Genomic DNA, 10610 nt, shown 5'->3' on the forward strand with positions numbered 1-10610 from the left:
TGGAGCGGCTGGCGACCGCCGCCGCCGAAGCAGGTGCCAAGCTCGTGCTGGTTGGCGACGCCCAGCAGTTGCAGGCGATCGAGGCGGGCGCCGCGTTCCGGCTGCTCACCGAGCGGCATGGCGCCCGCGAGATCAGCGCGGTCCGCCGCCAGCATGAGGAGTGGCAGCGCGACGCCACGCGCGAACTCGCCACCGGCCGCACCGGCGAGGCGCTGGCGCGCTACGATCAGGCCGGCATGGTGCATGTCGCCGAGACGCGCGAAGATGCCGCCGGAGCGCTGATCGAGCGCTGGAAGGAGGCGCGCGAGAGCGGCTTGGCGCAGAGCCATACCATCCTGGCGCATACGCGCGAAGACGTGCGCATGCTCAACGAGATGGCCCGCGATGCCCTGAAACAGGGTGGGCAGCTCGACGGCGAAATCGCCCTCGAAACCGCCCGCGGCTCGCGATTGATGGCGCCCGGCGAGCGCATCATCTTCCTCAAGAATGACCGCGACCTCGACGTCAAGAACGGCACCCTCGCCACGATCGAACGGCTCGACGCCCGCCGTGTCGAGGCGCGGCTCGACGATGGTCGCAGCGTGGGGTTCGACCTCAAAGCCTATGCCGAGATCGACCACGGCTATGCCACAACCATCCATAAGGCGCAGGGGATCACGGTCGACCGCGCCCATATGCTCGCCACGCCGGGGCTCGATGCCCACGCCAGCTATGTCGCGCTCAGCCGCCACCGGCAGGACGTGCAGCTCCATTACGGCCGGGACGACTTCGACTCGCCCGAGCGGCTGGCGCGCGTGCTCGGCCGCGAGCGCGCCAAGGACAGCACGCTCGACTATGCCCATGTGCGGGAGCGGCTTGCCGACGAGCGAGGATATCGCGGCTCGCCAGAACCGGCCGACGAGCATGCCGTCGCGCCCGACGTGCGCCGCCGCAGCCCGTTTGCCGGTCTCAACGTCAGTCGGGCCGGCGATCGGTCCCCCGGCCTCACCCGCGACTCCTTCAAGGGACTCGGGCTCGGCCGCGCAGCCACCGGCGTGGCGGCTCCGCCCGCGCCGCTCGACCGCGCGGTGCAGGGCTATGCGCGGGCGCTGGAGGATGTCCGATCGATGGAGCGTCAAGGCTTGAAGCCGCTCGGTTGGCAGCAGAGCGCGTTCGCCCATGCACGCGACGCGCTGGATGGCGTCCACGCCAGCGGCCATCACGATCTATCGGCGGCCATCGCCCGCGACCCGACGCTCGTCGCGGAAGCGGCCGAGGGCCGCACCGTGCGTGCGATCCGCGCCATGCAGCTTGAGGCGGAGGTCCGCGCCAACTCCGAGCTGCGCGCCGACAGGTTCGTGGCGCAATGGCGCCAGCTCGGCGAGCAGCGCGACGGCCTCTCCGGCTGGCAGAACGAGGATGCTCGGACGGGCGTCGAGACGCACATGCGCGCGCTCGCCAAGGGGCTGGAGAAGGACCCGGCGCTCGACCACGCCTTGGTCGCGCGTCGCGGCCAGCTCGGCCTCGGCCCGCGCCAAGCGCTCGAATGGAGCCCCGGCAGCCGCTCCGGCGACATGGGCCATGAGCTTGCCGACCGTACCCGCACGCGCTCGGTCGCCCAGGCGCTGATGGATTCGCTCGGCAGCGGCCGCAGCCGCGATGTCGGGCTCAGGCAATGATGGGCGATGCGCGTGCCGCTATGATAGGCGTCGTCGCAGGCGCCCGCACAAAACAGGCGCACCGCGACGCAATGATCTGGGCGGTGACCATCTCCATGGGAGTGACCGCGCTGCTGCTCGCGCTGGCGCCGCTGCTCATCAACACGCTCTGGCCGGCAGCGGCGGAGGACCGCGCCGCAGCGATCCTCCTCAAGAGCCGGTGGGAGGCCGGTATGGAGTTAATGGCGAGCGGCGATCCAGCACGCTGGCGCCAACTCGTCGACGCCGACACTTTTCAGTACGACACCGCCCAAGCGGTAGCGGCTTGCCGGAACCAGGCGAACGCCGCCGCGCGGCCGGTGCGCTGCTCAATCGAGATCGGACCGATCAAATCAGAAAAGCGGCTGGCGCTTCCCTAATAATTCTCGCGCGTTAGCGTCTGACCTGGTTTATAAAAGTAAGATCGAGCTTCGTGGTTCTGAGCAGCAAATCTTGAGCTACTGCTTGGCTTCAGCGATTGACCGGGAAAGATTGGCACAGTCCGGAACATACCCGTAACCCACTTGGCCAACGGTAACGCTTTGAACCTGGACCCGCGCGAATGCAGGTCTGACGAGATCGTCAAAGGCGAAGTCGCAGTTGGGAACTTCACTGGGAATGTATGCACCGCGCGGGATGCCGTATTTTTTTCTGTAAGCCTTCGTCCAAGTATCTGCGGCCGCGAGTGCGGCATCACCGGCCAGCGGCACATCAAAAGAAATATCATAGGCGCCACTGGCTCGCGAGCCTTCGGCTTTGAATGACGCAACAGGATCGGCAGCGTTGCCGCAGCCCTCAAGGCAATCCGCCACAAAATGGCTGTGAAGCAGGTTCAGCTTTTCAATGTTAGCAAATGTCGTGGCCGAGCTGAGAGTGAGTCCTCGTAAGTCTTGAAAGCCATTGAGCTTGGACGCACAGCCAGATTTGAGATCGAACGAGAAGCCAATAACTCCACTCCGACCGATGTAGTAAGTCACCTCACATCGCCCGACCTCGAACTTCCAACTGTGGTCGTCCTTCGATTTCGCTGGACCCAGCTTACGTTCGAGAAATGGCGCGTTCAGCCCAATCGTCATCGTCGAAGTGGCATAAGCCCATTTCGTGTTAACCGCTGGAATGGCGGCACTTGCCACCACCGGAAGCGCGGCAGCGATGCCAAGCCAAGCCTTCATCAAACCCTCTGCGTCCTGACCAATCGCAGAATACCAGAGGTTGCAGGATCAGCAACGACATCTGCCGAGACTCGGAGGGCGTCAGCCTCCCGCCTTATCTTCTGCTATGTCCAGTTCGTCCAACTGTGGGAGACGCGGCATGGGGTGGTTCCGAAGATCAGGCCGCATGACAGGCGACACCGCGCGAAGGATCACCGGAATTTCCACGCCTGCGTTCGGCATATCGTGGGCAGAGCCGGGACCGTCGCAGCGGGATCGTGTGCGCGACTATCTGCTGATGCTTGAGGATCGCCGCGTGCTCTACAATCCGATGTGGTTGGAGGTGCCGTCCCAGGTGAATGCCTCGCTCCATGAAATCCGCTCCGCGAGCACCGAAGCGCTGAGGCAATTTGACGAACAGGACTTCGCGATCGTGCCTATTCGCGCCATTCGTGAGGCTTGCCGGCGTTTTCACGACGACGCCGCGGTGGACTATCCACATATGGGCTGGTCCGATGGTCGGGGCGACGGAAACGCCGGGTTCTTCATGGCGCTCGGTGCGTTGCGGGCTACCATCGGCCAGCAAGTCGCGTCGTTGGCGGCGCACTACGATCTCGATGTGGAGGGCGATCTTGCCACGGTCCTGCCTCAAATCGACGAGGAGCAGGAATGAAGCTCGACAAGGACCTGATGCGCGACATCCTGTTGGCGGTCGAGGCGCACCCGGAACCGTCCGCGAACTACGTCCCGCTCGACCTGCCGGAGCATGACGCAGAGGTCGTCTCCTACCATGTGATGCTGCTCGCCGAAGGCGGCTTCCTGAAAGCCATGGACGTGTCGGATAAAAGCCAGCTGGAGTGGTATCCGCAGCGCCTCACCCACAGCGGGCACGAATTCGTCGCCACCATCCGCGATGGCGAGGTATGGGGTAAGACTAAGGCTGTCGCGAGCAAGGTCGGTGGCGTCAGCGTCGCGTTCGTCTGGGAGCTAGCGAAAGCGGAGGTCAAATCAAAGCTCGGCCTGCCATGAACCAGCTTGGACTACCCGTCTCCAGCGAAACGGCGAATGACTGAGATGAAATGGACTGACTGGATCACCTTGGGAATTGCGCTGTTGGGCGCAGCACTGGGTGTGTGGAACACGTGGCAGGGTTGGCGAGACCGATCTGTCAGGTTCAAGGTAAGGGCGACCCAGGCGGTGGGGCTCGGTGGCCCTGCACCGACTTGCTTGTCGATTGAGGTAACGAACCTCAGTTCGTTTGCGATCACCGTCGAAGAGGTCGGCTTAACCGTGGGAAAGCCCCGCGGTAGCTTGCCAAGGCGCGCAATGATTCCGCCGCACAGCATCATCAATGGCACCTTGCCCATGCGCATCGAACCCCGACACAGCGGGTCGGTTGTCGGCTGGGCACAAGAGTTGCCCAACGACGGATATGACCATGCCTATGCTCGAACATCGGGTGGTGAGATTGGCTACGGCACCAGCCCGGCATTACTTCAATGGGTGCGATCCATAACGCGCGCATAGCCTCTCCGTCGCGCAGCTCGCAACGATCGGGAGTGGGACCTAAAGTGGGACCCGTTGAAGGGCATTCATAATACCCTCGCCTTTCCAATATCTTATAGAGATAAATTGGCGGAGAGGGTGGGATTCGAACCCACGGTGCCCGCGAAGGCACGCCGCATTTCGAGTGCGGTACAATCGACCACTCTGCCACCTCTCCGCAGAGGACGTCGCCCGCCCGCAGGGCGGTCTAGCCGGTCGAGCGCGCGCCTCTAACGGAAAGCCCCGCCCCTCGCAAGCACGCGCTTGCGCCCGCCCCGCCTCCGCTTACATAGGGTGCATGTCGCGTCATCCCACCGCCGGCCAGCCCACCCGGATCGAACTCTCCGGCCCCGCCATCGCCGCCGCCCGCTTTTCGATCGGCGAGGTGGTGAAGCACCGCATGTTCGATTTTCGCGGCGTGATCTTCGATGTCGATCCGGTCTTCGCCAACAGCGAGGAATGGTATGAGGCGATCCCCGAGAGCATCCGCCCGCGCCGGGACCAGCCCTTCTATCACCTGCTCGCCGAGAACATGGAGTCGAGCTATGTCGCCTATGTCAGCCAGCAGAACCTCGTGCCCGACGAGACCGACGAGCCGGTCGACCACCCCGCGATCAGTGGCCTGTTCACCGATTATGCCGACGGCCGCTACACGCTGAGACCGCAGCACAAGCACTGAGTTCACGCCGCCTCGCGCCACGGCAAAAGGGCCAGCCGATCGCATGGTCGGCTGGCCCTTTTGTTGTGGCGCGGCGAACGCCGTGCCGGGAGCGGCAGCGCGCTCCCGGCAGGCGATCAATACTTCACGCGAAGCCGTGCGTAATACAGACCGCCGTTGATCCCGAACGGCCCGCCCGAGCGCGGATAGATCTGGCCATCGGCGGTGCTGTTGGTCAGCGCATAGATCGGTGTTGTCGTGCTCGGCGCGATCCTGTCCGGATATGTGTTGAAGATATTGTTGGCGCCGACGGTCAGCGTGTACTTCTCAGCCAGCGTATAGCTGATGTCGAAATCGGTCAGGAACTTCGACCCGAACGTCTGCCCCGGATATTCGAGCTGGTTCGCCCATGAGCTGTAGAAGTTTTCGCGCGCATTGAGCGTGAAGCCGCCGATCTGCCAATTGGCGGACAGGTTGCCGCGATGCTTGGGCGGCAGGTTGGTAATGTTGAACGACTGCGCAGCGCTGATCAGCGGGGTGCCCGTCGTGCTGAGCTTGATGTTGTCGGCCGTGCTCTTGTTGTAATTATAGGCCAGCGTCACCGCGAACCGGCCGTTGAGCAGCGTCGTGCGATAGGTCGACACCACATCGACGCCGCTGGTGCGCGTGTCGAAGCCGTTGGTGAAATAATTGACCACGCCGCCGACGCCCACCGACGCCAACGCCGGCAGTGCCGTGATATTGGCCGCGGTCACGTTATACGCCTGCGAGATGCCGATCCGGTTCTTCACCTTGATCGTATACCCGTCGATCGTCAGCGTGAAGCCGTTCTTGGGATCGATCACGATGCCGGCGCCGAAGTTGACCGACTTTTCGGGCTTCAGCGCCGTCGCGCCGTAGAAGCGCGCGATGCTGCTCGTCACCGGATAGGTGCCGGTCTGCACCTGCACGCCGGTCCCCGCGGCAAAGCTCGTGGTCAGGATCTGCGTGTTGTTCTGGCCCGGCGACGGCGCATGGAAGCCGGTACCCGCCGTGAAGCGCAGCGCGGTCGTCTCCTCGGCGTGCCAGATCGCGTTGACCTTGCCCACGAACGCGTCGCCGAACGTGTCGTAATGCTCATAGCGCGCGGCGACGCCCGCCGTGAACTCCTTCACGATGTCCGTCTCGGCCCCGACGTAGGCGCCATAGCTCTTCTGGGCGTTCTTGCCGGCGAACGTCGGGCTGATACCGCCATAACCGCTGGCGGCCGGCGACTGGGTGGCGGTAATCGGCGTCGTACCGTTCAGCGCTCGCGTGTAGACGCCTGGCGACACGAGGTCGTAGAGCGGTTGCGAGGCGTAGGGGCCCGCCGCATAGGACTGGACGTCGCCGACGGTCGTCTCATATTGCTCGCGCCGGAACTCGCCGCCGGCCGACAAGGTCACCGCGCTCGCGAAGCCGACTTCCAGCGGATAGGTCGTGTCGAGGTTGAAGTTCTGCTCGGTCTGGATCAGCTTGCCGAAGAAGAAGCTGGTCTGGCTCTGCGGCCCGAACGACGGGCTGAGCGAATCGGTCATGGACAGCGCCAGCGAGTTGCGGGCGAACGTTCCCGACAGGTCCCAGGTGAAGCCGCTGTCGCCTTCGCCCTTCGCGCCGAAGGTGCCGTAGAGCTGCTCGATCTTGCCGATGAAGCGCGGCGTGAAGCCGCCCGGATAGATTGAGGTGAAGTTGAACGTCGCGCCGCCGTTGCGGACGAAGCCGCCGGTCGGGCAGGTGGCGTTGCCGGTCGGGCACGCCGTCGTATAGATGGTGTTGAACGCACCGTTGGCGCCGGGCGACGCCGTCGCGGCGGTGCCGGTGCCGTTGTTCACCGCCAGCGGGGTCGGCGCGCTGATCGGCGAGCGATAGTTGAAGCTCTGGTTGGCGCTGCTCGTGGCGTAATTCGCCACGAAATAGAGCTTCGTGTTGTCGGCGACCTCGTAAGCGGAATTGAGGAACAGCTTGTAGCCGTCAGCGGGCGACGAGCCCCAGATCTGGGCCGGGCCCGGATAGTTGGGAATGCGGTTGACAACGCCGGGCTGGAGGTTGGCCAGCACCACCGCGATCGGGCGTGTCGCACCGCGACTGGTGCCTTTCTCGTTGAAATACTCGCCGGCGACGTTCACGAAGCCGCGCTCGCCGAGCTTGAAGCCGACATCGCCCGAAATCTGGTATCGGTCGCCGTCGTTCTTGTAGGTCTGGCCGTACAGCGCCTGCAGTTCGAGGCCGGTGTCCTGGCGGAGCTGATAGTTGATGACGCCACCGATGGCGTCCGACCCGTATTGGGCGGTCGCGCCGTCGCGCAGGATCTGCAGGTTGCCGATCGCGATCGCCGGAATATTGGAAATGTCGGAGCCTTGCGCGCCATAGGACAAGGCGGTGTCGGCACCGCCATAGACCTGCACCAGCGCGGCGCGGTTGTAGCGCTTGCCGTTGATCATCACGAGGATCTGGTCGGCGCCGAGGCCGCGCAGCGACGGCGGGCGCACGAAGGTCGAAGCGTCCGAGATGGTGTTCTGCGGCACGAAAAAGGACGGCACGAGGTTGCGGACGATGTCGAGCATGTTCGCGGCCGGCTGCGACTGGAGCTCTTCCGAATCGATGATGTCGACCGGCGAGGCCGAATCCGTCGACGTCCGCCCGGCGCGTCGCGAGCCGATGACCAGCACGTCCTTCGCGCTGTCCTCGGTTACCGACGCGGGCGCGTCTGCCGGGGGCGTCGTCTGCGCCGCGGGCGCGGTCTGCGCCGAAGCCCAGCCGGGAGCGGCGAGCGAAAGCGTCATCGCCGAACCGGCGAGCATGGATTTGAAGACCGTATGATGCATGTGCGTGAATCCCCCTTAACCGCGAAAAGATGGCCGCGCGGTCTCCTCACCTCCCGGGAACGGCCAATGCGGACCTTATGCGGTCACGGAAATGTCACAACGGGTGATATGCTGCACCTGCACAATAGATCGCGCCTGTGGCCGCGCGGCCACAGGCGCGTCCCCGGTTGACAGCGCACGCGCCCTCGCTTAGCTGGCGCGCTCTCCCGACGGGCCTGCCCGGACGGGTCAAGATATGTGGAAAGTGACTAGAGCCATGTTCGCAATCGTGCGCACGGGCGGCAAGCAATATCGCGTCGCCGCCGGAGACAAGATCGTCGTCGACAAGGTCGACGGCGAGGCAGGTAGCGCGATCACGCTCGGCGACGTGCTGCTCGCGGGCGAGGGCTCGGAGCTGCGCGACGTCGCCGGCCTCACCGTCGCCGCCGAGATCATCGCGCAGGCGAAGGGCGACAAGGTCATCGTCTTCAAGAAGCGTCGCCGCCACAATTATCGCCGCCGCAACGGCCACCGCCAGTTGCACACGATCCTGAAGATCACCGCGATCGGTGCGCAGGAAGAGAAACAGCCCGCGCGCGCCAAGCAGGTCGCGCAGCCGGAGGCCGCGGAAGCGGCTGCCCAGGCGTAAGGAGCAGGAACGATGGCACATAAGAAAGCAGGCGGTTCGTCGCGCAACGGTCGTGATTCGGCCGGTCGTCGCCTCGGCGTGAAGAAGTTCGGTGGCCAGGAGTGCGTCGCCGGCAACATCCTCGTCCGCCAGCGCGGCACCAAGTTCTACCCGGGCCGCAACGTCGGCATGGGCAAGGACCATACGCTGTTCGCGCTCGTCGACGGCCGCGTCGCGTTCGCCGAGGGCAAGCTCGGGCGAAAGTTCTGTTCGGTGCAAGTGCCGGCGAACGACACCGCCCCAATGACGGACGGTGCGGCGATTGCCGCCGAGTAGAGGGTGACCGGACGGGTCGCCCACCAGGGCGACCCGGGTCCGCACGGACCAGCCACCAAGGGAGACGGGTCGCCCCGGCTCCCTTTTTTATTGCTCCCTCCACGCGAATGTCGCCGACCCGTCATAGGGATCGGGCAGGCGACGGAAAGGAGGGAGCGCATGTTCGCCCGGACGCAGAGACTGACGCTGAGGCCCGGCTGGCCCGAGGACGCGCCCGCGCTGGCGCAGGCCATCGCGCATTGGGACGTGGCGAAGCGTCTCGCCAGGCTGCCCTGGCCCTACACGCTGGAGCACGCCGAGAGCTGGCTGACGGCCCCCTCGGCGCCGGACAATGTGGGGCTGCTGATCTACGCGCACGACCATGCGGTGCCGTCGCTGGTCGGCGGCGTCGGCCTGCACCCGCAGGGGCGGGACATGGAGATCGGCTATTGGCTGACCCCCGCCGCCTGGGGCCGCGGCTACGCCACCGAGGCAGCGCGCGCGATGGTCAGCATCGCGCGCCATGCATTGGGGCGGAAGCGGCTGGTGAGCGGGCATTTCGTGGATAACCCGGCGTCCGGGAAGGTGCTGAGGAAGCTCGGCTTCGAGCAGACCGGCCTGGAAAAGCGCGAGTGCCTGGCGCGCGGTGAGACGGTGGACTGCGCGACCTTCGAGCTGGCCTTCTAACGTCTTCCCTTCAGGGGAGGGGGTAGCCGAGCGCACGCGAGGTCGGGAGAGGGGCAGTGGCAGCGCTCTACGCCGCCCCTCTCCCGTCGCCATGCGGCTTCCCTATCCCCTAAGGGGAGGAGGGAAGCTGTTGCCATTACCCCTTTTTCCTCCGAAACCCTCCTCATGGCCGCCACCGTCGCCCCCCTTCCCACCCGCAAGCGCCTGTCGCCCGAGGAATCCCGCGAAGCCGCCCTCGACGCCGCCCGCGCGCTCCTCGTCGAATCCGGCCCCCAGGCCGTCACGCTCAAAGCCGTCGCGGCCCGCATCGACCGCACCCACGCCAACCTCCTCCACCATTTCGGCTCCGCCTATGGCCTCCAACAGGCGCTGATCGCGCGCATGGCGGGGTTCATCACCTCGACGATCCGCGAGGCGGTGCTGCGCCAGCGCGCGTCGGGCGACCCCAACCCAGGCGAGGTCGTCGACCTCGTGTTCGAGGCCTTCGACGGGGGCGGCGCCGGGGCGCTCGCGAGCTGGATGATCCTGTCGGGCAACGAGGACGCGCTCGACCCGATCCTGACCGCGATCCACGATCTCGTCGACGAACTGGCGGTCGAGCATTCCAAGGCGGAGCGCCCGATCCAGGACGAGACGCTGACGCTGGTGCTGATGGCGCTCGGCGACGCCCTGCTCGGCGGCCCGCTCGCGCGGGCGCTGGGCGTGCCGCGCGAGCGGGCGCGGGCGCTGGCGCGGGAGATGCTGGTTGGGGGGCGGGGCTGATCCCCGTCACTCGGCCGTGAGCGGGGGTCCGACCGCGATCCAGGTAGCCCGTCGGGGTCGACGCGTGCCGCTCGCGTCGATCTGGATGCGGGCACGATGGGGCAATGGCCCGCCGCGGCAGCGCCGCGTCGTCGGACGGCGCTGTGGCGCCGCCGACCGGGCGTGCGCTCGGGCGTCGCTTTAGCTGCGCTAAAGCGTTACGGCGCACGCCATGCATTTCCTCGACCAAGCCAAGATCTTCGTCCGCTCCGGCTCCGGCGGCCCCGGCGCCGTCAGCTTCCGGCGCGAGAAATATATGGAATATGGCGGCCCCGACGGCGGCAACGGCGGCAAGGGCGGCGACATCGTGTTCGAGGCGGTCGCCGG

The 10610-nt window shown here is 65.8% G+C and carries 11 protein-coding genes, 1 tRNA gene and 1 pseudogene; 10 read left to right on the forward strand and 3 right to left on the reverse strand.

The genetic code is table 11. The annotated features are described in order from the left end of the window. Positions 1-1658, forward strand: a 1658-nt coding sequence (locus tag ACFE7K_RS15105; RefSeq protein ID WP_375399023.1) for an AAA family ATPase, incomplete at its 5' end; no start/stop codon positions are given. Further along, positions 1655-2056 carry a DUF6118 family protein gene (locus tag ACFE7K_RS15110; protein ID WP_375399024.1) on the forward strand — a complete coding sequence of 134 codons (402 nt, stop codon included), beginning with the start codon at positions 1655-1657 and terminating at the stop codon, positions 2054-2056. The genes ACFE7K_RS15105 and ACFE7K_RS15110, both read left to right, overlap by 4 nt. Positions 2057-2134: 78 nt before the next feature. Here the strand turns inward: ACFE7K_RS15110 and ACFE7K_RS15115 are convergent, their stop codons facing one another. After that, positions 2135-2848, reverse strand: coding sequence for a hypothetical protein (locus ACFE7K_RS15115; protein WP_375399025.1), 714 nt, complete (start codon positions 2846-2848; stop codon positions 2135-2137). Positions 2849-3014: 166 nt separating this feature from the next. Here ACFE7K_RS15115 and ACFE7K_RS15120 point away from each other — a divergent pair, with 166 nt between their 5' ends. Further along, positions 3015-3500: a DUF6650 family protein gene (locus tag ACFE7K_RS15120; protein ID WP_375399026.1), complete on the forward strand. Its 486-nt coding sequence runs from the start codon at positions 3015-3017 to the stop codon at positions 3498-3500. After that, positions 3497-3856 carry a DUF2513 domain-containing protein gene (locus ACFE7K_RS15125; protein WP_375399027.1) on the forward strand — a complete coding sequence of 120 codons (360 nt, stop codon included), beginning with the start codon at positions 3497-3499 and terminating at the stop codon, positions 3854-3856. The genes ACFE7K_RS15120 and ACFE7K_RS15125 overlap by 4 nt, the downstream gene beginning before the upstream one ends. 604 nt (positions 3857-4460) lie before the next feature. On the opposite strand, the gene ACFE7K_RS15130 is transcribed toward ACFE7K_RS15125, so the two are convergent. Next, positions 4461-4550: transfer RNA gene (locus tag ACFE7K_RS15130), tRNA-Ser, on the reverse strand. 120 nt (positions 4551-4670) lie between these two features. Here ACFE7K_RS15130 and hspQ point away from each other — a divergent pair. Further along, the gene (gene hspQ, locus ACFE7K_RS15135) at positions 4671-5051 is read left to right on the forward strand and encodes a heat shock protein HspQ (RefSeq protein ID WP_375399028.1); all 381 of its coding nucleotides are present in this window, start codon (positions 4671-4673) and stop codon (positions 5049-5051) included. A 116-nt stretch (positions 5052-5167) separates the two neighbouring features. On the opposite strand, the gene ACFE7K_RS15140 is transcribed toward hspQ, so the two are convergent. Beyond that, positions 5168-7873 carry a TonB-dependent receptor plug domain-containing protein gene (locus ACFE7K_RS15140; protein WP_375399029.1) on the reverse strand — a complete coding sequence of 902 codons (2706 nt, stop codon included), beginning with the start codon at positions 7871-7873 and terminating at the stop codon, positions 5168-5170. 256 nt (positions 7874-8129) lie between these two features. Between ACFE7K_RS15140 and rplU the strand changes: the two genes are divergently transcribed. From rplU to obgE, 5 genes and pseudogenes are all read left to right on the forward strand, one after another. Beyond that, a complete protein-coding gene (gene rplU / locus ACFE7K_RS15145) occupies positions 8130-8501 on the forward strand; it encodes a 50S ribosomal protein L21 (RefSeq protein WP_375399030.1) in 372 nt (123 codons plus the stop codon). 12 nt (positions 8502-8513) lie between these two features. Beyond that, positions 8514-8816 carry a 50S ribosomal protein L27 gene (gene rpmA, locus ACFE7K_RS15150; protein WP_375399031.1) on the forward strand — a complete coding sequence of 101 codons (303 nt, stop codon included), beginning with the start codon at positions 8514-8516 and terminating at the stop codon, positions 8814-8816. A 159-nt stretch (positions 8817-8975) separates the two neighbouring features. Continuing rightward, entirely contained in the window at positions 8976-9482 is a 507-nt protein-coding gene (locus tag ACFE7K_RS15155; RefSeq protein ID WP_375399032.1) for a GNAT family N-acetyltransferase, read from the forward strand. 165 nt (positions 9483-9647) lie between these two features. Further along, complete coding sequence (locus ACFE7K_RS15160; RefSeq protein ID WP_375399033.1) at positions 9648-10244, forward strand: TetR family transcriptional regulator; 597 nt, start codon at positions 9648-9650, stop codon at positions 10242-10244. A 211-nt stretch (positions 10245-10455) separates the two neighbouring features. Further along, positions 10456-10610: pseudogene (gene obgE, locus ACFE7K_RS15165) on the forward strand (GTPase ObgE); the annotation flags it as partial.

Source organism: uncultured Sphingomonas sp., assembly GCF_964244265.1.
GTDB lineage: Bacteria > Pseudomonadota > Alphaproteobacteria > Sphingomonadales > Sphingomonadaceae > Sphingomonas.

Bases quoted from the DNA above. Each gene is read 5' to 3' on its own strand.
- rplU (WP_375399030.1), top strand. From the start codon at position 8,130: ATGTTCGCAATCGTGCGCACGGGCGGCAAGCAATATCGCGTCGCCGCC.
- ACFE7K_RS15155 (WP_375399032.1), top strand. From the start codon at position 8,976: ATGTTCGCCCGGACGCAGAGACTGACGCTGAGGCCCGGCTGGCCCGAG.
- ACFE7K_RS15120 (WP_375399026.1), top strand. From the start codon at position 3,015: ATGACAGGCGACACCGCGCGAAGGATCACCGGAATTTCCACGCCTGCG.
- ACFE7K_RS15160 (WP_375399033.1), top strand. From the start codon at position 9,648: ATGGCCGCCACCGTCGCCCCCCTTCCCACCCGCAAGCGCCTGTCGCCC.
- rpmA (WP_375399031.1), top strand. From the start codon at position 8,514: ATGGCACATAAGAAAGCAGGCGGTTCGTCGCGCAACGGTCGTGATTCG.
- ACFE7K_RS15110 (WP_375399024.1), top strand. From the start codon at position 1,655: ATGATGGGCGATGCGCGTGCCGCTATGATAGGCGTCGTCGCAGGCGCC.
- ACFE7K_RS15125 (WP_375399027.1), top strand. From the start codon at position 3,497: ATGAAGCTCGACAAGGACCTGATGCGCGACATCCTGTTGGCGGTCGAG.
- ACFE7K_RS15115 (WP_375399025.1), bottom strand. From the start codon at position 2,848: ATGAAGGCTTGGCTTGGCATCGCTGCCGCGCTTCCGGTGGTGGCAAGT.
- hspQ (WP_375399028.1), top strand. From the start codon at position 4,671: ATGTCGCGTCATCCCACCGCCGGCCAGCCCACCCGGATCGAACTCTCC.
- ACFE7K_RS15140 (WP_375399029.1), bottom strand. From the start codon at position 7,873: ATGCATCATACGGTCTTCAAATCCATGCTCGCCGGTTCGGCGATGACG.